Raw genomic sequence first — 22,947 nt, forward strand, 5'->3', positions numbered from 1 at the left:
TTAACGCGTGCAATTGGCGGGTTTCTGCGCAGCCAAAAGGTGAGGTGCGCATATTCCGGTGCCGATTGGTGCTGTTCCACACAGGCCCGATACCCGAGTCCGGGCTGTACCAACCGCATTTACGGTCATGCGGTAGCAGGGGCAAAATCTTCCGGTTTTTCGACCATAGCAGTTAAGATTGTCTAAACAGATGACGCACTTTCTAACACAATGCGAATCCTTGAAAAATTTCGGAGTCGGTTAACTCTTTCATTAACTATTTCGGTTGATGCTTTCATCAAGATTTCAAGGGGGAACCTAGAAGGCATCATGACAAAAAAGACATCTTTACCACTTGATCAGGTGATGGTTGGCGATTGCATCGAACTGATGAACAGCCTGCCGGAAAAATCCGTCGATCTTATTTTTGCCGATCCGCCCTATAACCTTCAGCTTGGCGGTGATCTGCTACGGCCGAACAATTCCAAGGTCGACGCCGTCGACGACCATTGGGATCAGTTTGACAGCTTCCGTCACTATGACGCGTTCACTCGTGACTGGCTGACGGCGGCCCGCCGTGTCCTTAAGGACACCGGTGCGATCTGGGTGATCGGCTCGTACCACAACATTTATCGCGTTGGTAACACGCTGCAGGATATCGGGTTCTGGATCCTCAATGATATCGTCTGGCGCAAAACCAACCCGATGCCGAACTTCCGTGGCAAGCGTTTCTGCAATGCGCATGAAACCCTTTTGTGGTGCTCGAAAAGCGAAGAGCAGAAAGCCATCACCTTTAACTACGAAGCGATGAAGCAGCTTAATGAAGGCTTGCAGATGCGCTCAGACTGGTTGATGCCGATATGTTCGGGCTCCGAACGTCTCAAGGATGAAAAAGGCAAGAAGGTCCATCCGACCCAGAAACCCGAAGCACTCCTTCAGCGTGTTCTGATGGCAACTACCCGTCAGGGTGACGTGGTGCTTGATCCGTTCTTTGGCACGGGGACGACCGGTGCGGCGGCGCGCCGTCTGGGCCGTCATTTCATCGGTCTGGAACGTGAAGAAAGCTATGCGGAAGCCGCACGTGACCGCATTGCCAAGGTTCAGATGCTTGATGGCGACAGCCTTGAGCTGACCGAGTCGAAGCGTTCCCTGCCGCGTATTCCGTTTGGTGCGGTGATTGAACGTGGCCTGCTTGCACCGGGTGACAAGATCTATGACAACCGGGGCAATGTCGCCGCCATGGTGCGTGCTGATGGTTCGATCAGTCATAAGGACAACGCAGGCTCAATCCATCAGATTGGCGCGCACGTTCAGGGCGCACAGGCTTGTAATGGTTGGACTTATTGGCATTACAAGTGTGATGGCCGACTGGTTTCGATCGATAATCTGCGCAGCCAGCTGCGTAAGGAAATGGGTCAGGTCCCCGCCTGATTATTGTCGGTTCAATCCGGCTAAATGATTGATGCCCAACAGAACCGGCGTGGTTGCAAAACCCGCCGGTTTTGCTTTTCCCGGGAAATCTTGTTATCTTTTCCATTCAAACTTATCCGCAAGGATAGATGGAGAAGATTATGCAGCCAGGTGCAGTAGGGGGTGCCGCATACGCACCCAACCCGGTCCAAATTCAGCAGGCAACCGCGCCGATTGCTGAAACGGGTAATAACGACCTGAATACACCGCCGACACAGCGGGTAGAGCAAACAGCAGAAACCGAAACGTCGCAGCAGGCCGCACCGACCCCGACAGAGGGCCGTGGACAGGTAATCGATATTTACGCCTGATCGCGCCGCACGATGTTAATAAACAAAGGCCCGTGGTTTTGATCACGGGCCTTTTTAATTACGCAGGTTTTATGCGACAGAGCTGCCAGATCAGGCTGGCCCGTATTTGAGGGCATGACGGACGATCTTTTTCATGACGGTCGGCAGGGCAAAGTCCGACAGCCCGTCAATTGTTGTCCAGCTGCCGTCAAGTTTATCGGCCTCCTCAACGGGCAGGGTGGTCGCAAGCACGCTGACATTAAGATGAAAATGCGTGAAGGTATGGCCCACCGTACCGTCCAGTTCCGACCATTCTGCCGACACCGGTGCTTCGGACAGCATGACATCATCGGGTGCTTCAATCGCGCGCCAGTCGCTGCCGGGCACTTCATAAAGGCCGCCCAGCAATCCCTTTTCCGGGCGACGACGCACCAGAATACGGCCATCATCTTCGCGTCGGATCCAGAAGGCATAGCCGACCCGGGTGGGTTTCGGTTCCTTCTTGCGTTTTTTCGGAAGATCGGGCGCGATGCCGGACTTGCGACCCTCGCAATCGGCCTGCCACGGACAAATGCCACATGCCGGATTACGCGGCGTGCAGACCGTCGCCCCCAAATCCATCAGCGCCTGGGCGTAATCGCCGGGGCGATCAGACGGGGTCAGGGCGGCCGACTTTTCCTTGATTTCGGGTTTGACGTCGGGCAACGGCGTTTCCAGCGCAAACAGGCGCGAAATCACCCGTTCGATATTGCCATCCACCGGGCTGGCATGCCGGTTAAAGGCAATGGCGGCAACTGCGCAGGCGGTATAGGGCCCAATGCCCGGCAGCTTCAATAAGCCTTCCTCGGTATCGGGAAAAACACCGTCATATTCCGATGCAACCACCTTGGCACACTTATGAAGATTACGCGCACGGGCATAATATCCCAACCCTTGCCAGGCATGGAGAACATCATCAAGTTCGGCATTGGCAAGATCGATCACTGTCGGCCAACGGTTCAAAAAGGCAGCAAAATATGGTCCCACCGTTTGCACGGTGGTTTGTTGCAACATGATTTCGCTGAGCCAGACGTGATATGGATCGGGCGTCTCGCCGGGTTCTGATCGCCAGGGCAGAGTGCGATGATGGCGGTCGTACCACTCCAGCATCGTTTCTGCGAGGCGTTGGGTGTCCTGATGGGTGAAATGCACGTCGATCCCGTGTTATGTTGTTTTGCCGACTTTGAAGCAGACCCTACGAAAGAAGCGGGCGTGAGCAAGAAAAAAGATAGTGCTGGTACGAAAAGTGGCTCGGTGATGGATCAAGCATCCAAATCCGTGGCACCCAAAAAGAAGCAGGCATTTGCCCCGCTGGGCAGTTCAGAGCGCCGCATGGGCCTTCGTAATGTTGCCCCGCTTGTCGGCAATCTGACCCGGCCGCTTGTGCGTAAGCGTGGCTTTTTCCAAACCGAGATTATCCTGCATTGGGCCGAGATCGTCGGGCGTGATCTTGAACAATATACCATGCCGCTGAAATACAGCCCGCCGCCCAAGGAAAGCATTGCCGGGGGCACATTGCTGATCCGGGTGGTTGGTCCGGTTGCGCTTGAGCTGCAACACCGCATGCCGCAGATCATTGAGCGGGTGAACAGCTATTTCGGCTATCGTGCGATCAACAAGATCACGATGCTTCAGGGTGATATTTCCCGCCCCGAACGCACCGTCCATCGCCCGGCCGAAGTCCCCGAAGCCGACATCAGCCCAACCAGTCAGGCCGACCTCGAAAAGATCGAAGATCCCCATCTTCGTGAAGTGCTTGCGCGCCTTGGCCGACATATCGCCGGCGCAAGCGGTGGCCTGCGTCCCAAGAACGGCAAGAAATAAGGCATTCGGCGTCGTTACCGTGTGTCTGCATTCCTGTGTTTGGCGATCACGGCCTGTTGGATTGTGCTTTGTGAATAATCGAATCAGTTTTCTTAAATGAACGATCACGGAGTTGCCGCAATTGCGCGCCAACTTGGCGACTCGTTGGTGGCATAGCCGTTTTCGGGGGTGTGTTGACTCCCGCGCTGCAACAGGCTTGTAATCACAAAACTTTGTTTTAACGGAGGTTTCCTTGCTAAAGGCAGTTAAGTTTCTTGCTGGTGCTTTTTTGATGATGGTTGGGCTGGCAAGCGCCCAACAGGCACAAGCAGTTGAGTGGAAAGAACATGTGATGGGGGACGAGAACGCGCCGGTCACCATGATTGAATATGCATCTTTGACCTGCCCGCATTGCGCGTCCTTCCACACCGAGGTTCTGCCTGAGATCAAGGAAAAGCTGATTGATACTGGCAAACTGAAGCTGATCTATCGTGACTATCCGCTTGATGGTGTTGCATTGCGTGCAGCGGCCATTGCGCAGTGCGCGGGCGAAGATCGCTATTTCGGTGTTCTGGGCATGTTGTTCAAATCCCAGATGACCTGGGCACGTTCGCAGGACCCGATTGGCAGCATCAAGGAAGTGGTGCGCTTTGCCGGCATGACCGGCGATGCGGTGGATGCCTGCATTGCGGATCAGGAACTGATTGATGGTATTGTTGGTTCGCGCATGACCGGCGAGCAGGAATTCAACGTCAGCTCCACGCCAAGCTTCATCCTTGATGGCGACACCATTGCCGGGTCGCGCGAAGCAGAATTCTTTATCGAAAAAGTCGAAGACCTTATCGACTAAATAAAACAATTCCGTCGAACACCGCAGAAGCGGTGTTCGACAACAGGGGACAGGGTCGGACCGGGGGACATGATTGGTCCAGTTTAAATCGCTAAAGCTGACGGGGTTTAAATCCTTCGTCGATTCAACAGATCTACTCGTTGAAGACGGGCTGACAGGTGTTGTCGGCCCGAACGGCTGTGGCAAATCCAATCTTGTCGAAGCACTGCGCTGGGTGATGGGTGAAACATCGGCCAAGCAGATGCGTGGCTCCGACATGTCCGACGTGATTTTTGGCGGCACATCAAGTCGCCCTGCGCGTAACGTCGCTGAAGTTTCCGTGACCCTTGATAATAGTGAACGCAAGGCGCCCGCGATGTTCAATGATTTCGACATGCTCGAAGTCACACGCCGTATCGAGCGCGGCGGCGGGTCGAACTATCGCGTCAATGGCAAGGATGTGCGTGCGCGTGACGTGCAATTGCTGTTTGCCGATGCCGCGACCGGTGCGCGCTCAAACGCCATGGTGTCGCAGGGCAAGATTGGTGCACTGATCGGCGCGAAACCGATCCAGCGTCGCCTGATCCTTGAAGAAGCTGCCGGCATTACTGGTCTGCATTCGCGCCGTCATGAGGCGGAACTTCGCCTTAAAAACGCTGAACAGAATATGGAACGTCTTGAAGACGTTCTGTTGCAGCTTGATGGTCAGATTGCTTCGCTGCAAAAACAGGCAAGACAGGCCGAACGGTATCGCAAGCTTTCCGAAAGTGTCCGCGAGACCGAGGCACTGTTGTTCCACATCCGCTGGACCGACGCCCAGAAACGTCAGGAAGATGCCCGGGAATTGCTGGTCGCGGGTGAAAGTGCCGTGCGTGACCTGACCTCATCAGTGACAGAGGCCACAACGGTTCAGGCCCATGTCGCTGCCAGCCTGCCTGATCTTCGTAAAAAAGAGTCTGAGGCCGCCGCCGCCCTTCAGCGCCTTTTGATCGAACGCGAAGGCCTTGATAAGGACAAGGCTCAGATCGAAACCCAGATGGGGCAGCTGCGTGGTCGCATTCAACAGATTGATGCCGACCTTGCCCGTGAGGCGGAATTGGCAAGTGACGCGGAAGGCGCGCTTAAAAAACTTCAGGACGAGCGCGAAGAACTAAGCGAAGCGCAGGGCGGCGAAGACGACGCGCTTGATGAAGCCCGCGAAGTCGCATCGGAAAAGGCCCTTCGGGTTGAAGAACTTGAAACCGATGTTGATGCGATGACCAACAAGGTCGCCGAGGAAGAGGCACGCCTCAAATCGGTGCAACAGCGCTTAAGCGAACTCAATGCCCGCCGGTCGCGTCTGACCGAACGCCATGACGAAGCGGTTGCCAAGCTTGATGATATCCGCATTGAGGCCGACTTTTCCGAGGCGCTCGAAGAAGCCAGCATGCACCTTGAAGAGTGCGAGGAGCTGGTCGAACAGCGCAAAATGGCGGTCGAAGAGGCCGAGATGCGCTTGGCCGAAATGCGTGATCGCGAAGATGGCCTGAAAATCGCCGAAAGTGATGCACGCGATGCACTGCGTGATGCCGAAAGCCGCAAGGCACGCCTGACTGCCGAGATCGACGCACTTGAAAGCCTGCTGCGTGGCGGTGACGATGATAAATATCCCGGTGTGATCGAAAACATCACGGTGCAAAGCGGCTTTGAACTTGCGATGGCAGCCGCCCTTGGCGAAGACCTTGACGCGCCGGATGCAACCGATGCCGCAATGCATTGGGCCGCCATTGACCCGGCGACTGATGACCCGGCTCTGCCCGATGGCGTGTCGGCCCTTGCCAAATATGTCGAGGCACCCGCACTTTTGAACCGGCGTCTGTGGCAGATCGGCATTGTTGAAGACGAAGCAACCGGTAACTTCCTTGCCAAAAACCTCAAGGTTGGTCAGCGCCTTGTGTCGCGCGAAGGAGCACTTTGGCGTTGGGATGGCTATCGTATTCTGGCCGGTGCAGAACTTCCCGCCGCGGTTCGTCTGCGCCAGCGTAACCGCCTTGATGAATTGCGCGGCGAACTTGAAGAAGCCGATGCAGTTGTCGAAGCCGCAAGCGAGCGCGCCGAAATCGCCAGCGAAAATGTCGAACGCCTTGATGAAGAAATCGAGGCGGCCCGTACGGCCGAACAGGAAGCACACCGCGCGGTGCGCGATGCTGAAACTGCGGCGTCATCCGCACGCGAAGAAATTGCCAATATCAAACGCGATGCCAGCGCGATTGAAAGCCGCCTTCAAAACGCCGAAGAGGCCGAAAAACGCGCCAAGCAGGACCTTGATGAACTGATTGCCGAACAGGAAGAACTCGCCGCCCTGCCAGAGGAAAGCAGCGAGGGCCTGATGGAAATCAAGGCTGAGTTGATTGAAAAGCGCGCCAATCTGGCCGATGCGCGTGCGGACCATATGGAAGCCCGCAGTCAGCTTGAACGCATGCAAAGCACCATGTCAGGCCGGCGCAAGCGCCTTGAATTCGTTGAAAATGAAATTGCCACCTGGAATGAACGTGCATCGGGTGCCGGTGAACGGGTTGCCGAACTGCGCGAACGTCAGGAAGAAGCGCGTATGGAGATCGAGGAGCTTGAACTCAAGCCCGAAGAGATCGAAGAACGTCGTGCCATTCTTTCTGACCGGATCGAACTTTCCGATCAAACCCGCAAGGATGCCGCTGATGAGTTACAGCGCGCTGAGAACGCCCAGCGCGAAGCCGATATCAACCTGCGCGAAGCCGACCAGAAACTGGCCGAAGCCCGCGAGGGTCGCGTGCGCTGTGAAGCGTTGCTTGAGCAAGCCGAACAGCATCGCCGCGATTTGATCGAACGTATCCGCGAACGTGTCAATGCGACGCCGGATCAGTTGGTCGAGCTTGGCAAGATTGACCTGACCAAGGACCTGCCAAGCGAAGGCGACATCGAAGCCCGCCTGCAACGCCAGACCCGCGAACGCGAAAATCTCGGTGCGGTTAACCTGCGTGCCGAGGTCGAACTGGCCGAGATGCAGGAACAGAAAGACACCATGGTGTCTGAACGCGATGATTTGATTGCTGCCATTGAAAAATTGCGCAATGGCATCAATCAGCTCAACCGCGAAGCCCGTGCCCGTTTGAAAGCGGCCTTTGACGAGGTGGACAAGCATTTCCAGCAACTGTTTGTCCGCCTGTTTGGTGGCGGTGGTGCGCATCTGATGCTGACCGATGCGGATGATCCGCTTGAAGCCGGACTTGAAATCATGGCATCCCCGCCGGGTAAAAAGCTTCAGCATCTGTCGCTTCTGTCAGGTGGCGAACAGGCGCTGACGGCTGTGGCGCTACTGTTTGCGGTCTTCCTGACCAATCCGGCCCCGATCTGCGTCCTTGACGAGGTTGACGCCCCGCTTGATGACGCCAACGTTGACCGCTTCTGCAAGCTGTTGGAGGCCATTGGCCGTCATGCCAATACCCGCTTCCTGGTCATCACCCACCACCGCATGACCATGGCCCGCATGAACCGTCTGTTTGGGGTGACCATGGCCGAACGTGGTGTGTCTTCGCTGGTCTCGGTCGACCTGCATCAGGCAGAAGTCTATTCCAAGAAAGAACAGACCGAGCTCGACTTCACCAGCTAATCCGTGCCGTTTATTAAGCAATCCATTAATAAACTGATAGGGCACGCGATGTTACACATCATTGAAACTCAATGATGGTGAAGGCCTGATGTCCCAGAAAGTGCGCGAGCTTTATGAACAGTTTCCCTATCCGTTGCGCGATCCAGGGCAGGAAAAAGACCGCCTGTTAATGCCGCCGATCGATACCCTGTCACGGGTCAATCATTACTGTTTTGGCGGGACAAAGGAATTTGATGCCACCTTCCGCGCACTGGTTGCCGGTGGCGGCACCGGGGATTCGATGATCTGGCTGGCAGAACAATTGCGCGATGTCGGTGGATCGGTCACCTATCTTGAACCGTCCGCGGCCAGCACCAAGGTCGCCCGCGCCCGGGCCGAGGCACGCGGTCTTTCAAACGTCACCTACGTCAATCAGACAATCTCTGAATTTGCCAAATCCAAGCCCGAGCCGTTTCATTACATCAATTGTGCCGGTGTCTTGCACCATCTTGAAGACCCGGAAGAAGGCCTTCGCGATTTGACGTCGGTGCTTAAGGCCGACGGTGCGATGGGCATCATGGTTTATGGCGAACATGGGCGTCTTGCCGTGACCGAGTGGCGCAAAATGATCGAGCCATTGCTGGAAGACAAAGACCTGCAGCAACAGTTGGCCATGACGCGAACATTGTTATCGGCCCTGCCGGAAGACAACATGCTGCTTAAAATGGGCGGTGGTTCGGGCTTTATCAAAGGGTTGCTTGAAAACGATCCGGAAATCGTTGATTTGCTGCTTCATCCCGTTGAATGCGCATATGACGTCCACGGGGTATATGATTTCGCCTCTTCCGCGGACCTGCATGTTGCGGCCTTCACCGGCTTCTTCGGGTTTGGTGGAACGGGCAAGGCCCATTACAAGATCGATAATCTGGTGCGTGATCCGGCCATTCTGCGCGAATTGGCGGCCAAGCCGCTTCGCGATCAGCAGGCCTTTTGCGAACGGTTCAGTGGCGCGATGCCGCTTCATGCATTCTACCTGACCCGTGAAGACAAGGGCCAAACTGCCGAAATGCTGCCCGACGCAGAACTGGCACCTTACTTCTTCGTCCCGCCCAACAAGACCTTCTTTGATGATCTGGTGGCACTCGCCGGACAACCTGTTCTGATCGAAGACGGCAGTGGCAATGCAGTTGACCTGACCGGTGGACCGGATCTGGCCCGCTTGCTGGCGGTCTTTGATGGCAAAAAGACGGTTGCAGAACTTGTCGCCATTCTGCGCGATGAAATTCTTGATACCCAGCCGATTGATATGAACTCGATTGCGATCAATACATTGGGGGCTGTGTGGGCGCTGTTTCACAAGTTTGATTGGATGCTGTCATCAAAGCCTGGCGGCTGGCAAAAAACCGACGGTGAGAGAACACTTGGCGTGCGCAAGATCTGATTGGTTTACGGGGGTAGTGCCCCTGCAAGCGTCATTCGGTGACCGCTGGTGAATCGGGAATGCCGACTTTCTTTAATCCGCCGATATTTCATGGTTTTGGGCAAAAACGCTCCTGATTTTGGCAAATTGCCGGGGCCCGGTGAAAAACACCAAATTTGTCATCTGTGATGTCAAAGGTGATAAAACCGGCAGGAACCAAGGAAAACCGCCGGTTGCAGGCCAGTGGCGCAGATCACTGTCAATTCTTTTGACTGCGACTATTGCCTAACTCTAAAAGTGTTTTCCTTCACATTTAAGGGGTTAAGTGACTGAAATAATTATTATTATTTCGGTTTTCAAAGGTCCGGGGAGACGGGGTTTTACAGCTTGACAGCCCATGGGGTGCTAAGTATGTTGCCCGCGCATTTCCTTGCGACGTTTGCAGGGCTGCCAAAGCGGGGTTCAGGACAATGAGCGATGATAAAGATCGCGCTTCATTAGCAGAGCTTGAGAGCAAACTGGCAGCTGTAGCAGGCAAGCGAGAGGAACTGCACAGCCCGAACCGGGCGACCGGCAAACCATCTCAAGGGATGGCGCTTGGCATGAGGATTTCGGCGGAAATGATCGCTGCGGTTCTTGTCGGCTTGCTGATTGGCTGGGCGCTGGATCGGGTGCTTGATACGACACCTTGGCTGCTTGTTCTGTTTGTTTTTCTCGGAGCAGGTGCCGGAGGTTTGAACGCTTATCGCGTTGCCAAGGGTTTTGACAGTGCTGTCGGACTTGGTCGTGCGATGGGGGAGCGCAAGCAGGGGAACGGGGACAAATCCGAACCCTGATAATATTGAGCGAGGATTACGGTGGCTGGACCGCTAGAGCAGTTTGAAATCAAGCCCTTGGCCGAACTTTCGGTTGCCGGCATTGATATTTCCTTCACCAACTCCGCACTTTGGATGGTGATCGCAGCCGTTCTCGTAACGGGCTTCATGACGCTTTCGATGCGTCGCGGCGCGCTGGTTCCGGGCCGCTGGCAAGGATCTGCCGAGGTGATGTACGAATTCGTCGCCAATATGCTCAAGGACAACGTGGGAAGCGCAGGTCGCAAATATTTCCCGTTCGTCTTTACGCTGTTTATGTTTGTTCTGTTCGGGAACCTGCTTGGCATGATCCCGCACAGCTTTACCTTTACGAGCCACATCGCTGTTACCTTTGCGATGGCTCTGGTGATCTTCCTCGGTGTGACGGTCATCGGCTTCATGCGTCATGGTACGCATTACCTTCGGATGTTCTTCCCTGAAGGTGCGCCGATTGCGACCGCGATCATTCTGATCCCGATCGAAATCATCTCCTATTTCTCTCGTCCGTTCAGCCTGGCGATCCGACTGTTTGCGAACATGACCGTCGGCCACATCATGCTGAAAGTTATCGGTGGGTTCGTTGGCCTGATTGGCATTCTCGGCGTGCTTCCCTTTGCTTTGCTGACGGGGATTACTGTTCTGGAGTTCGGCATTGCTGCGCTTCAGGCTTACGTCTACACAATTCTCACCTGCATCTATCTCCATGATGCAATCCACATGCACTGATGTGTGTGGTTTGGTGTGATCTCTTCTGATTGCCTTTAAGAAATTCGAAAGGGTGAAGTTATGGAACTCGATGCTGCTAAGATGATCGGTGCTGGCCTGGCTGCTATTGGCATGATTGGTGCCGGTATCGGTGTTGGTAACATCTGGTCGAGCCTGATTGCGACTGTTGGCCGTAACCCGGCTGCAAAAGGCGACGTTGAACTGTATGGCTGGATCGGCTTTGCTGTTACCGAAGCTATTGCACTGTTCGCACTCGTCGTTGCGCTGATCGTTCTGTTCGGCTAATCGGCGCCTTTTGCGCGAATACACGGCCCGGCGAGGCACTCCCTCGCCGGCGTCGTTGAATTCGGGAGTAGGCTATGCCGCAGTTTGATATTGCGACGTTCTCGGAACAGATCTTCTGGCTGTTCGTCATTTTCGCCATCTTGTATTTCCTGATGTCGAGAATTGCGCTTCCGAAGGTTGGTGAAGTTCTTGAACGCCGTCAAAAAACCATCGAAGACAACCTTGGCAAGGCTCGGGCGTTGAAAGACGAAACCGATGCCGCCATCGCGAAATACGAGGCTGCTCTCGCAGAAGCTCGTGAAGCCGCTCAGGCTGACATTCGCGAAGCATCGGAAAAGGCTGCTGCAGAGCAGGCTAAGAAAACCGAAGCTATGGTCAAGAAGCTGTCTAAAAAGACATCTGATGCCGAGAAGGCAATTGCGGACGCCAAAGCGGATGCAATGACGGGTGTTGCAGAAGCAGCATCGGAAATTGCCCGTGAAGCAACCGACAAACTTATCGGTGTCAAGGTTCAGGCCAAAACTGCCGACAAGGCTGTTTCGGCAATCGTAGGAGAGTAAGACAATGGCAACCCAAGAGGTTACTTTCCTTACCGATCCATACACCTGGACCACGCTTTCTTTCGTGCTGGTCGTCGGTTTTGGCGGTTTCAAAGCCGTCAAAGGGATCTCTGCCGCACTTGATAAACGTGCACAGAAGATTTCCGACGAACTGGACGAAGCACAGCGTCTTCGCGAAGAAGCCCAGGAGCTTCTGGCCAATTATCAGGCCAAACAGCGTGAAGCGCTTAAGGAAGCTGACGAAATCCGTGCGCATGCCAAGGTGGAAGCCGACCGTATGCTCGAGAACGCCCAGGCAGAACTGAAAGCGGCGCTTAAACGTCGTGAACAGCAAGCTCTGGACCGTATCTCCAACCTCGAAAGCCAGGCTATCGCCGAAGTTCGTGCACATGTTGCCGAAATCGCAGCCAAGGCCACCATGGCCCTTGTCAGTGACAAGGTTTCTGGTGCAAAGGCAGACGAGTTGGTTGATAGCGCGATCGCGGAACTCAAAGTTCGTCTGAACTGATTTTTTCCGGTTTCCGGAAACCAAAAACCCCGCAGCGATGCTGCGGGGTTTTTTGTTGTTCGACAGTCTGCCTGAGGGTCAGGACAACTGTTCTCGGCCATGCGGTTCATCAAGATCCAGGACCGGGCCCAATGGCACCACGCCGGACGGATTGATCGTCGGGTGGCTTTCGTAATAGTGGCCCTTGATATGGTTCATAAAGACCGTCTCTTTGATCCCCGGGTGTTGATACAGATCGCGGGTATAGGCCCAAAGATTGGGATATTCATTCAGCTTGCGCAGGTTGCATTTGAAATGGCCGTGATAGACCGGATCAAAGCGCAACAAGGTCGTGAACAGGCGCCAGTCGGCTTCGGTAAGCTGGTTGCCAACAAGGTAGCGTTGCTTTGAAAGGCGTTCTTCAAGCCAGTCCAACGCATCAAACAGCGTGGTGACGGCTTCTTCATAGGCTGATTGCGTGGTGGCAAAGCCGGACTTGTAAACGCCGTTATTCACATCGTGATAAACCCGTTCGTTCACTTCATCGATTTCGGTGCGCAAATCTTCGGGATAGAAATCAACCTCTGTTGCGCCAAGACCGTCAAACGCGCTGTTAAGCATGCGGATGATTTCAGCCGACTCATTGCTGACCAGCTTGTTGGTCTTCTTGTCCCAAAGCACCGGCACGGTGACGCGACCGGTGTAATCCGACATCGCATCGGTATAGACCTGATGCATGAAGTCACGGTCTTCGAGATGGTCGGGAAGGCCCGCATCGCGATCAAACTTCCAGCCGTTCTCGCCCATGTGCCAATGCACGACCGATACACTGATCATGTCTTCCAGTCCCTTAAGCGCACGGAAGATCAGCGTACGATGGGCCCAGGGGCAGGCGTAGGATACATACAGGTGGTAGCGGCCCTTTTCGGCCGGAAATTCGGCATCCTGATCGGCAGACACCCAGTTGCGAAAAGCTGAATCCTGGCGTTTGAATTTTCCGCCGTTGCTTTTCGTGTCATACCATTTGTCGTGCCAGACTCCGTCGACAAGTAATCCCATGTCCGTTTCCCAAATTTTGTTAATCGGTTCTGGCAGGCATTCTGCCGCGGTTAAGCTTTATTGTGCTTATTTGCGCGTTGAAGACAATCCGTTGATGTGACATTAATTTGTTTCCAATCGCGCAACAGTACCCCGCTCAGGAGCCGCACAATGCTGATCGGAAATCTTGACGGCATGACCGTCTTTGCCCGTGTCGTCGAGGAACGCAGTTTTTCCGGTGCGGCGCGCAAGCTTGGCATGTCCAAATCCGCAGTCAGCAAACATGTAACCAAGCTTGAAGACAATCTTGGTATCCGGCTTCTGAACCGAACCACCCGTCGGCTCAGCCTGACGGATGCCGGGTCGACCTTCTATCAGCACTGCGCGCGTGTCGTTGAAGAAATCGAAACAGCCGAACATGCCCTGACCGATTTGCGCGGCACGCCGCGCGGCACATTGCGTATTTCGGCCCCCCTGACCTTTGGGCAGATGTATTTGCCGCAACTGGTGACCGAGTTCATGGATAAGTATCCCGGCCTGCATGTCGATATCCATTTGGCCGATCATATGGTCGATCTGGTGGCCGAGGGGATTGATATGGCAATACGGATCACCCGGCTTAAGGATTCCAGCCTGATTGCCCGTAAACTGGCCGATTTCACCGGCCATGTGGTGGCCTCACCGGGTTATCTGGAACAGTATGGCGAACCCAAAACGCCACAGGAACTGGCCGAGCACAGAACGATTTCCTACACCAACGTACCAAGCCCCAATATCTGGGATTTTGATGGACCAGATGGTCAGGTCTCAGTCCGGGTCAATCCGGTGATGTCATGCAATAATGGTGAATTCACATCCGTTGCGGCCATTCGCGGCCTTGGTATTGCCCGAGAACCGGAATTCATCGTTGCAGAGGCGCTGAGCGAAGGGCGTCTTGTCCGCATCCTCCATGATTACGATCCGCTCAGCAGTGGCGGTATTTACGCGGTCTATCCCGAACGCCGCCACCTACCCAGCAAGGTGCGCGTCTTCATCGATTTTCTGGTCGAAAAATTCAAAGGCGGATTGTGCAACTTCCATCAGGAAGCCTGTGCGGAATATCGTGAAGGGCGTGGCCGCCAAAGACCACGGCCCTAATCACTTGCTTTCGACCCGCCAGCCCAACAAACAGATCGCCCCGATCAAAAGCGCGACAAACGGGATCGGCAGCAAGTTTGTAATGCCGCCAATCACGGTCTTGAAACTGTTGGTCTGAAGGAACCCGGCCCAGTTGCTGCCATGCCAGATACGGTCGTCGGGCACATGGCGGAAATCGGGCAAACCATCTTCGATCCGGCCGATATAGCCATCATTTTCCGCAACCAGCCCGGTCAAAAGATCCGGGGTGGAATTAGTATTTCGGGTTTCGGCGGTCAGGACATCACGATCGACATGCAACGCGGTTTGACTGCGATCATCCTGATCACGTACCCGAACCCGGATCAGACCGCGGGTTTCAATCGGAACAGTCGCCTGCCAGGATTGATCGGGCAGTTGTTCGAAGGCGGCATTGATCTGTTCACCGGTTTCCGGATTGATCACGCTGGCTGCTTCGGGGGCCGCGCCGATCTTGCGCCAATTGAGGATAAGGCTCTCGCCATCTGGACTGCGTTCGGTCAGCACGGTGTTTTCATCAAGAGCCGGTTCCTTCATCAGCCAGTGCGATAAACGCCGCAGCAATTCTGCCACAGGGCCACCGCCATCATGGCCACGCTGCCAAAGCCACATCTGATCGGAGCTTAACATCGCCACACGGCCTTCCTCGACCCGCTGCATGGTCAGAAGTGGCAGGTCATCGACACCGGTCAGAAGCGTCATGGCATCGGGATCAGAAATACGCGTTTCGATCTGACGATACCACTGACCCCATTTCGGGGGCGTGTTGGGGGATCCGGCAATGGCGGTTGTGACCGGGTGCAGGCGGCCAGCCTGATTAACACGGGGGACAAAGGCCTGTTCGATAACCCGGCCAGTTGGCGCGGCAGGCATCAGGTCATTCAAGGCGGTGCTGGCAAGCCCGTCCGGGCCGACATATTCCGGCCCGGCGACGACCAGTGCCGCGCCACCCCATTTGACGAAATCAACCACCTTTTCAAGATAGTGCGGCGGCAAGACGCCGCGCATCTGATAGCGGTCAAAAATGATCAGATCAAATTGACGCAGGCGCACTTCGAACAGATCACGGATCGGAAACGGGATTAGCGCCAGTTCATTGATCGGGGTGTCGTCACCCTTTTCAGGCGGGCGCAAAATCGTGAAATGCACAAGGTCCACACCGGGATCAGCCCGCAAAAGGTTACGCCAGGCCCGCTCGCCCGGGTGGGGTTCACCAGATAACAACAGCACACGCAACCGATCTCGCACACCGGTGGTTTCAAGGATCAGCCGGTTGTTGGATTTGTCGGTTTCTTCCTCAAGCGTATCCATGCGCAATTCGGCAAGAACCGATCCGGCATGCGGCACCGGGATGCTGACCCGGCGTTGTTCGTTGGCGGGCAGGGCAATTTCGCGTTCCGTACCGTCTTCAAGCAGCATCCGAACCGGGATCGCCGTGCCGGGGGGCAATTGCGGATCGACCGCCTCGATCATGAATTCGGCATCCTTGCCGACAATGCCGTAATCGGCACTTTGGCGAATGACCAACCGGCGATCACGTTCATCGCGTCCGCCACTGATCAAAACATGCAGGGGCGCGTTCAGATCAAGGCTGCTTGGCACGTCATGAACCTGCCCGTCAGTAATCATCATGACACCCCCCAGCCGTTCGCGCGGCAACCCGCCCAGCAACCGGTCAAGGACGGCAAACATGCGGGTATCGGTATCACCCGGAACTTCTTCAAAGCGAAGCTCCACCGATGGATCATCTGCAAAGCGATCTTGCAGTTCGGCAATCGCCGCATCGGTTTGTGCCGTACGGTTTGCGATATCTTGACTTGCCGATCGGTCGACAAGGACCAGAATGATATCGCTTAGTTTTTCGCTTTCACGGTCGGTAAATTGCGGTGCCAGAAGGGCCAGAAGAACCAGCACCATCACCACCCCGCGCCAGACCGTTCCACGCAGCCGGAAAATCGTGAAGACAATGACGGCAACCAAACACAAAACAGCCAACCCTTGCAGGATGGTGATATCGAGAAGCGGGGAAATCTGAAGGTTCTGCCATCCCTGGTTCATCGGCCCAACCTTTCCAGAATGGCCGGGATATGCACCTGATCGCCCTTGTAACTCCCCGTCAGGGCATACATCACCAAATTGACGCCAAACCGATAGGCCATTTCGCGTTGCCGGGGGGATATGTCTTCGCTGCGCAGTTCATCGCGGCCTTCGGGAATGATCCAGGCCGATGCCCAGTCATTGCCCCCAAACAGAACCGATGCAACCCCATCAAGGCGTTGACTGGGGCGGGCATCAAGCCACAGTGGTTCGGAAAACCGGCCAAAGGCATGGTCAAGCAGATAGAAACTGCGAAACAGAATGTGATCACTTGGCGCGCGATCCAAAAGCGGGACTTCCAACCCGGCCAAAAGACGCCGCAACCGCGCCGGCTGGACTTCGCGGTCCCGGCTGTCAATCAGGATCATGCCACCATTGTTCAGATAACGGTTCAATCTTTCCTGTGCGCGTTCGGAAAACGGTTCCTGCCCGTCAACCAGCGGCCAATAGATCAGTGGATAGAAACTAAGCTCGTCGGTCTCCGGATTAACGCCATCGACAGTGTTGAGGTCTGCCGCACTTCGCCGACGCAGGATTTCGGTCAGGCCGGTCATCCCGGCACGGCTGAGGCGATCTACCGGCGCATTTCCGGTTTCAAGATACGCCAGACGCGGTTGCAGGGCTGCTTCGGGCAGTGTTGCCGCCATGGATGCTGCGGGCATCATCACGCTGGCGGAGGCCGCACCCGTCAGGACGGCGGCCAGCAGAAGCGATGTCAGGGCATTGCTGCGTCGACTGCGCCGCAGCGACACGTTGTTGAGTACCAGCAAAATCGCGGCATCAAACAAGATCAGAATAAAGGCCGCCAACAGGCAAAGGGCGGCAAGATCAACCTGGCTTTGATCGGTGATTTCACGTGTGCTGATGCCCGAAGGCCAGACCACATCGCGTCCGATATCGGTAAGTGACGGGCCAAGGTTCAGCGCAACCGCCTGTCCGTTTTCACCGTAAATGCCCGGCGGATGGCGCGGATTTGGTGTCGGAAGCGGGGTTTGAACCGGCAGGATCAAGGCATCAGGCTGATGCGGTCGGCCAAAGCCATCCAGAATGGTCTGGGCTGGCAGGCTGCTTTGCAGTTCGGCATCGTTGCGGTTGCTCGGACTTGCAAGGGGAAGAAGCCGCTGCCACAGCTCGACAAACAGGCCCGACATCGGCAGGTTGGACCAGTCCGCCCAAGGTGTGACATGGAAAAGAACAATCCGTCCGGCATTGCGCGGTGTGCTTGTGATCAGGGGCGTCCCATCGGTCAAACGTGCCCACGTCTTGCTGACAATGTCCGGGTCCGGTTCGGCCAGCAATTGGCGCGTGACCGTGATGTCGTCCGGCACTTCGACCCCGTGGAACGGGCTGTTGTCCGGAAAGTCGAGCAACCTTTTGGGCTTTTCCCACGACATCGACCCGCCAAAGTCCCGGTTACCCAGTCTGAGTGTGACGGGCAGGAATTCGTTGCCGATCTGCGACGAACTGTCGCCCGCAAACCGCACCAGCATGCCGCCTTCGTTGACCCAGCGTTCCAGCGCGTCAAACTGGCTGCCCAGCCCTGAAATCGGCCCGGCGGAGACCAGGACATCGACCTTGTCTTCAAGCAATGTTCCAAGTGGCGCATAAGTCACATCGGCATAGGGCGAAAGCGCCCGATCAAGGAAGAAATACTGATCAGACAAAACCCCCGGACCGTCGCCAGAACTGACCACGACGCCAACCCGGCGTTGTTGCCAGCGGGCACCGGTCTGAAATACCGATGCGGCACTTTCGACCCCCTCAATGCCAACGGATTGAATGGCGTTGGAAATATCGCGCGGCAACAGAATGGCGACATCGCTTTGATCACTGTCCGGTGTGATTTCCACCGTATGGCGCAGGATCACATTGCCGCGTTCGCCGCGGGCCAGCAGATTAATCTCGCGCGGTTGGTCATCGCGATTATGGGCCAATGTTGCCAACATGCCGGTACCCGACCGGCTAAGCGACCGGATGGCAATGCGGTCGGTGATGGTTGGTGAGATCGTTGTGATCGGCGCGATATCAAGCAGCTCGGATGCGATTTTGGCCTTGCCGGGGCTGTCCATCTCGCTGGTTAGCCACAAGATGCTGCCAACAGCCCTGTTCATTTCGGGGCGTTCGGAAATCAAATCCGAAAGGGCGGTATAATCCGAGGGCCAAGGCCTTGGCTGCAAGCGATCAAACAGGTTTTTGGTATCGTTGGGCGATACCGGCCCGACAATGTCTGGAAGTTTCCATGTGGTCGCACCTGCGGCCTCGGGCGCGGTTTGGGCAATATAGACCGTTTGCAACTCGAACCGGGCCTGATTGGCGATCTGTTGCAATGCCGTGCGGTATTGCCGCCAGTTTGCCGCACTGTCCCAGCCATTATCGGCAATGATCAATATCGCGCCATCATTGGCGGCAAAATCATTGCGGTTCATCACCGGGCGGGCAGCGGCAATGATCAGAAGCGTCAGGATCAGACAGCGCAGAATGGTTTGCCAGATCGGCGCGCGCTGAATATCGCGGCGTTTGCTTTTAAGACCGCGCAAAATGCGCGCAGCCGGGAAGATAACGGTCTTGGGTGACCGTGGTGCCGATCTGATCAAAAGCCAGACAATCGGCAATGCCAGCAGCCCGGCCAGCATCGCAGGATACAGGAATGTGATGGCCGACAGGCTCATGACATCTCCTGCGTGTTATGGCGGTGCAGGTTAGGACGACCGCGCCCGTTCGATCCGCTTTGATTTTGTCGTTCGCTCAGATGCTGATACAGGGCCAGCAATGTCGGGCTGGCACTTTCGGATGTGACATGCCGGTCATAAAGCCAGTCATTCTGGCGCGCGGCATCGCGGACCAGTGCCCGCCATTTCTGTGCACGAAGTTTATAGCCCTCCGTAAGATCTTCGAACTTTTCGCTGCGAAAGATCATCTGATCATCGGTATCAAACAGATCAACCCGCCCCTGAAATGGTGGGGCGATTTCCGCAGGATCAAGAATTTGCACCAGCGCACCGTCATTCTGGTATTGGCCCAAACGCCGCACCGTACGTGCCGATTGTTCGCTTTGATCCGCAAATTCAAGGAAGTCGCCAAGGATCAGAACTGAATGTTTGCGGCCCGGGTGAATGTTTGTCGCCTGACCAGCGATGCTTTGTGGACTTGCCAGCATCGCGTGACCGAGTTTTTCAAGATGCTCTGCCGATGTGATGCGCGTACGTTCGCCATCAAAGGTGCCAACGGTTTCGCCGTTACGGATCAGAAGGTCGGCCAATGCGATGGATATGATCAGGGTGCGTTCGGCCTTTGACGGCAGCTTGTCACTTGATGCCCAATAGGTCGACAGCGAAAGTACCGGCCAGATCCAGTAATTATGGCTGGCCTGCCATTCTGTCTGGCGGATGAAGGTATGTTCGCTGCGCGCAGATCGGCGCCAGTCAATCTGGTTGGTTGGATCGCCGGGGACATAGGGGCGGAACTGCCAGAAATCACTGCCCGGTCCGACCTTGCGATTGCCATGCAGGCCGCTGCGCAGACTGATGGCCGTTCGGCGCGACTCATCAATCAGCTGTGGCAGTTTCGCCGCAAGGGCGCGGGCGGCGGCAACATGATCCTGCACGGGGGCGGTGACCAATTAGTTTTTCTCCTGCAGGTGGGCAAGCGCATCGGTAATCAGCCCCTTGGCGGTAAAGCCTTCGGCGCGTGCGCCATAGGTCAGGCCAAAACGATGGCGCAAAACAGGAACGGCAAGTTCTTCGATATCCTCGATCGAGGGGGCAAAGCGGCCAAACAGCATCGCACGCGCCCGGCACGCCAGTGACAAGGCCTGTGCCGCACGTGTACCGGGGCCCCAGGCGACATTTTCACGAATATCGGCAAGTGATGTGCTTTCCGGGCGGCATTCGCGACACAGGGTAATGATGGTATCAAGAACCCGGTCCGGCATCGGCAGGCGGCGGACAAAGTCCTGTGCCTCCACCAGATCATCGGTTTGAAGAACCTGTCGCGGGCGGGCCGGATACCTGCCGGTGGTTTTTGTCACGATCTTGCGTTCTTCATCGGCATCGGGATAGCCGAGCCGGACCTCAAGCAGGAAACGGTCAAGCTGTGCTTCGGGCAGGGGATAGGTGCCTTCCTGCTCCAACGGGTTCTGGGTGGCCAGAACATGGAACGGTTCAGGCAGTTTGTGGCTGTAACCGGCAACCGAGACTTCGCGTTCCTGCATTGCCTGCAACAGGGCGGACTGGGTGCGGGGGCTGGCACGGTTGATTTCATCGGCCAAAAGCAACTGGCAAAATACCGGTCCCTTGATAAAGCGAAACGCGCGTTTGCCGTCTGCCCCTTCTTCAAGAACTTCGGAGCCCAGAATATCGGCGGGCATCAGATCGGGTGTGAACTGGACACGCTTGTCAAGCAGGCCAAGAACCTTGCCCAGCGTGTGCGCCAGAAGCGACTTTCCAAGGCCCGGCGCACCGACCATCAGCACATGTCCACCGGATAAAATGCCGATAAGTGTTTGCTCTACGGCATCATTCTGCCCAAATATAATACTGGAAATCATTTTGCGGGCTTCGGCCAGCCGTGCGACACACTCGTCCAGACGGGCTGCATCGCGTTCAAGACTGCTTTCCTGGGAGAAACCCATTTCTTCGGGGAATTGTGGCGCGTTTGTCATGGCGGTTGACTGTGCTTCCTATGTTGCAGTGCAGGCGTTGGCAGGCCAGAGAACGCAGATGAAATCGCATAAGCATAACGGGAAAACGTCTGGTTCAGGATCAACTCTACAGCATGAATGAAAACCAAAAAACCATCGATCTCGCCGAGAAGTTGTGGACGCGCTTGCGCGGGCAGAAGCCCGACACCGGGCGGCACCCACAAATCTGTGGCGATATCCCTATGTCTATAGGTCGGGATGGAACCTGGTTCTATCAAGGTGGTCCGATTGGCCGAATTGAGCTGGTTAAGCTTTTTTCTTCCGTGTTGCAGCGTGATGAGGAAGGCGGGCACTGGTTGGTGACCCCGGCCGAGATGGCCCGGATCGAGGTCGAGGACGTCGCCTTCATCGCAGTTGAAATGCAAAACGAAGGCGAAGGCAAAGATCAGAATATCCGTTTTCGGACCAATATCGACCAGTGGGTGGAACTTGATGATGATCATCCCCTGCGCGTCGAACACGACCCTGAAACCGACGAACCATCGCCTTATGTCGGGCTTGAGCGCGGCCTTGAGGCGCGCCTGAACCGGGCGGTGTTCTATCAATTGGTCGAATTGGCCGAAGAAGTTAGTGACCCTGACCACAACATGATACGTATCGGTGTTTACAGTCATGGGAAGTTTTTTGAGATCGGTCGGATGGAGGCCACGGAATGACACCCGATGACATCGTTGCCGCCTTGCGCGCGCCAACTGGCGATGTTTTGCAGCGCCGTGGCGACCATGCGGTGGACTTTCCGGGTTCGAAATCGCGCGCACGGGCATTTGCCGACGGGGAACTGATTTCGCGTCCGGCAGCCGTTCTGGTGCCGTTGGTCAAACGAGATGCGGGTTTGCATGTGATCCTGACAAGGCGTACTGATCACCTCAGCGACCATGCAGGTCAAATCAGCTTCCCCGGCGGGCGGCAGGAAGAATTTGATACCACGCTTGAAGAAACTGCGCTCCGCGAGACGGAGGAAGAAATTGGTCTTGCCCGCCGTCACATCGATCTGGTGGGCCGGATTGATGATTATTACACCGTGACCGGCTATCAGGTGACCCCGGTTGTCGGTCTGATTACACCGCCATTCGATCTTAAGCCCGATGACCACGAAGTGGCCGAAGTGTTTGAAGTACCACTCAGTTTCATTCTTGATCCACGAAATCAGAAACTGCAAACCGTGACGTTCGAGGGCACCCGCAGGCGGTATTTTGCGATTCCGTATCGCGAATATTACATCTGGGGCGCGACCGCCGGGATGCTTGTCAACTTCTCTGAAGTCATCCGGGCCAATGCACCATCGCTTAACCGTTAATCCGAATATTAGGACAGAGCTTTATGTTACGACAAATCATCCAGATCGGTCTTCCTCTGATCCTGCCCTTTGTGATTTACGGGCTGTGGTTGAAATGGGCCCGTGCCAAGGCCATCCGTGAAGGTCACGACATCATTCCGCCATGGAACAAGGGGCCGTGGCTGATGCTGTTTGGTTTGGGCGTGTTGCTGACCGCCGCAATCCTGATTTTCACTGCACTTGGGACTGGTGCGCCGCCCGATTCCATTTATCATGCGCCGGTATTGCGTGACGGCGTGGTCGAGCCGGGCTATTTCGAACCCAAGGAATAGA

21 protein-coding genes are annotated in these 22,947 nt (G+C 55.7%); 15 read left to right on the top strand and 6 right to left on the bottom strand.

The features are described 5' to 3' along the window. The first annotated feature begins 309 nt into the window (after positions 1 to 309). The gene (locus tag TH2_RS07790) at positions 310 to 1,410 is read left to right on the top strand and encodes a site-specific DNA-methyltransferase (protein WP_008889868.1); all 1,101 of its coding nucleotides are present in this window, start codon (positions 310 to 312) and stop codon (positions 1,408 to 1,410) included. A 140-nt stretch (positions 1,411 to 1,550) separates the two neighbouring features. Next, positions 1,551 to 1,760, top strand: a complete 210-nt coding sequence (locus TH2_RS07795; RefSeq protein WP_157193927.1) for a hypothetical protein — start codon at positions 1,551 to 1,553, stop codon at positions 1,758 to 1,760. Between the two features lie 90 nt (positions 1,761 to 1,850). Here the strand turns inward: TH2_RS07795 and mutY are convergent, their stop codons facing one another. After that, entirely contained in the window at positions 1,851 to 2,930 is a 1,080-nt protein-coding gene (gene mutY, locus TH2_RS07800) for an A/G-specific adenine glycosylase (RefSeq protein ID WP_008889870.1), read from the bottom strand. A gap of 60 nt (positions 2,931 to 2,990) precedes the next feature. Between mutY and TH2_RS07805 the strand changes: the two genes are divergently transcribed. From TH2_RS07805 to TH2_RS07845, 9 genes are all read left to right on the top strand, one after another. Next, positions 2,991 to 3,602 (top strand): DUF721 domain-containing protein, encoded by a 612-nt coding sequence (locus tag TH2_RS07805; RefSeq protein ID WP_008889871.1) that lies wholly within the window; start codon positions 2,991 to 2,993, stop codon positions 3,600 to 3,602. Positions 3,603 to 3,834: 232 nt separating this feature from the next. Next, positions 3,835 to 4,431 (top strand): thioredoxin domain-containing protein, encoded by a 597-nt coding sequence (locus tag TH2_RS07810; RefSeq protein ID WP_008889872.1) that lies wholly within the window; start codon positions 3,835 to 3,837, stop codon positions 4,429 to 4,431. Positions 4,432 to 4,504: 73 nt separating this feature from the next. Next, entirely contained in the window at positions 4,505 to 8,038 is a 3,534-nt protein-coding gene (gene smc / locus TH2_RS07815) for a chromosome segregation protein SMC (protein ID WP_008889873.1), read from the top strand. Positions 8,039 to 8,126: 88 nt separating this feature from the next. After that, the gene (locus TH2_RS07820; RefSeq protein ID WP_157193929.1) at positions 8,127 to 9,458 is read left to right on the top strand and encodes a class I SAM-dependent methyltransferase; all 1,332 of its coding nucleotides are present in this window, start codon (positions 8,127 to 8,129) and stop codon (positions 9,456 to 9,458) included. A gap of 449 nt (positions 9,459 to 9,907) precedes the next feature. Continuing rightward, positions 9,908 to 10,273 (top strand): AtpZ/AtpI family protein, encoded by a 366-nt coding sequence (locus TH2_RS07825; RefSeq protein WP_040823076.1) that lies wholly within the window; start codon positions 9,908 to 9,910, stop codon positions 10,271 to 10,273. 21 nt (positions 10,274 to 10,294) lie between these two features. Beyond that, the gene (locus TH2_RS07830) at positions 10,295 to 11,017 is read left to right on the top strand and encodes a F0F1 ATP synthase subunit A (RefSeq protein WP_008889876.1); all 723 of its coding nucleotides are present in this window, start codon (positions 10,295 to 10,297) and stop codon (positions 11,015 to 11,017) included. Positions 11,018 to 11,077: 60 nt separating this feature from the next. Continuing rightward, positions 11,078 to 11,302 carry an ATP synthase subunit C family protein gene (locus TH2_RS07835; RefSeq protein WP_007089066.1) on the top strand — a complete coding sequence of 75 codons (225 nt, stop codon included), beginning with the start codon at positions 11,078 to 11,080 and terminating at the stop codon, positions 11,300 to 11,302. A gap of 74 nt (positions 11,303 to 11,376) precedes the next feature. After that, positions 11,377 to 11,862 carry a F0F1 ATP synthase subunit B family protein gene (locus TH2_RS07840; RefSeq protein WP_008889877.1) on the top strand — a complete coding sequence of 162 codons (486 nt, stop codon included), beginning with the start codon at positions 11,377 to 11,379 and terminating at the stop codon, positions 11,860 to 11,862. Between the two features lie 4 nt (positions 11,863 to 11,866). After that, on the top strand, positions 11,867 to 12,370 hold the full coding sequence (locus TH2_RS07845) for a F0F1 ATP synthase subunit B family protein (protein WP_008889878.1): 504 nt from the start codon (positions 11,867 to 11,869) through the stop codon (positions 12,368 to 12,370). A 78-nt stretch (positions 12,371 to 12,448) separates the two neighbouring features. Here the strand turns inward: TH2_RS07845 and TH2_RS07850 are convergent, their stop codons facing one another. Further along, positions 12,449 to 13,408: a glutathione S-transferase family protein gene (locus TH2_RS07850; RefSeq protein ID WP_008889879.1), complete on the bottom strand. Its 960-nt coding sequence runs from the start codon at positions 13,406 to 13,408 to the stop codon at positions 12,449 to 12,451. Positions 13,409 to 13,558: 150 nt separating this feature from the next. Between TH2_RS07850 and TH2_RS07855 the strand changes: the two genes are divergently transcribed. Then, the gene (locus TH2_RS07855) at positions 13,559 to 14,524 is read left to right on the top strand and encodes a LysR family transcriptional regulator (protein WP_008889880.1); all 966 of its coding nucleotides are present in this window, start codon (positions 13,559 to 13,561) and stop codon (positions 14,522 to 14,524) included. Here TH2_RS07855 and TH2_RS07860 read toward each other — a convergent pair whose 3' ends face one another. Genes TH2_RS07860 through TH2_RS07875 form a run of 4 tightly spaced genes read right to left on the bottom strand, consistent with a single transcriptional unit; the run spans position 14,525 to position 21,299 of the window. Then, positions 14,525 to 16,600, bottom strand: a complete 2,076-nt coding sequence (locus tag TH2_RS07860) for a hypothetical protein (RefSeq protein WP_008889881.1) — start codon at positions 16,598 to 16,600, stop codon at positions 14,525 to 14,527. It lies immediately after the preceding gene. Continuing rightward, entirely contained in the window at positions 16,597 to 19,308 is a 2,712-nt protein-coding gene (locus TH2_RS07865) for a DUF4159 domain-containing protein (RefSeq protein ID WP_008889882.1), read from the bottom strand. Before TH2_RS07865 ends, TH2_RS07860 begins: the two co-directional genes overlap by 4 nt. Then, positions 19,305 to 20,258 (bottom strand): DUF58 domain-containing protein, encoded by a 954-nt coding sequence (locus tag TH2_RS07870; protein WP_008889883.1) that lies wholly within the window; start codon positions 20,256 to 20,258, stop codon positions 19,305 to 19,307. Before TH2_RS07870 ends, TH2_RS07865 begins: the two co-directional genes overlap by 4 nt. Further along, entirely contained in the window at positions 20,259 to 21,299 is a 1,041-nt protein-coding gene (locus TH2_RS07875; protein WP_008889884.1) for an AAA family ATPase, read from the bottom strand. A 113-nt stretch (positions 21,300 to 21,412) separates the two neighbouring features. On the opposite strand from TH2_RS07875, the gene TH2_RS07880 reads away from it, so the two are divergent. Genes TH2_RS07880 through TH2_RS07890 form a run of 3 tightly spaced genes read left to right on the top strand, consistent with a single transcriptional unit; the run spans position 21,413 to position 22,946 of the window. Beyond that, positions 21,413 to 21,994 (top strand): DUF1285 domain-containing protein, encoded by a 582-nt coding sequence (locus tag TH2_RS07880; RefSeq protein ID WP_008889885.1) that lies wholly within the window; start codon positions 21,413 to 21,415, stop codon positions 21,992 to 21,994. Continuing rightward, entirely contained in the window at positions 21,991 to 22,635 is a 645-nt protein-coding gene (locus TH2_RS07885) for a CoA pyrophosphatase (protein ID WP_008889886.1), read from the top strand. The genes TH2_RS07880 and TH2_RS07885 overlap by 4 nt, the downstream gene beginning before the upstream one ends. 23 nt (positions 22,636 to 22,658) lie before the next feature. After that, positions 22,659 to 22,946, top strand: coding sequence for a hypothetical protein (locus TH2_RS07890; RefSeq protein WP_008889887.1), 288 nt, complete (start codon positions 22,659 to 22,661; stop codon positions 22,944 to 22,946). Position 22,947: the final 1 nt, after the last annotated feature.

It is taken from the genome of Thalassospira profundimaris WP0211 (genome assembly GCF_000300275.1).
Lineage (GTDB): Bacteria > Pseudomonadota > Alphaproteobacteria > Rhodospirillales > Thalassospiraceae > Thalassospira > Thalassospira profundimaris.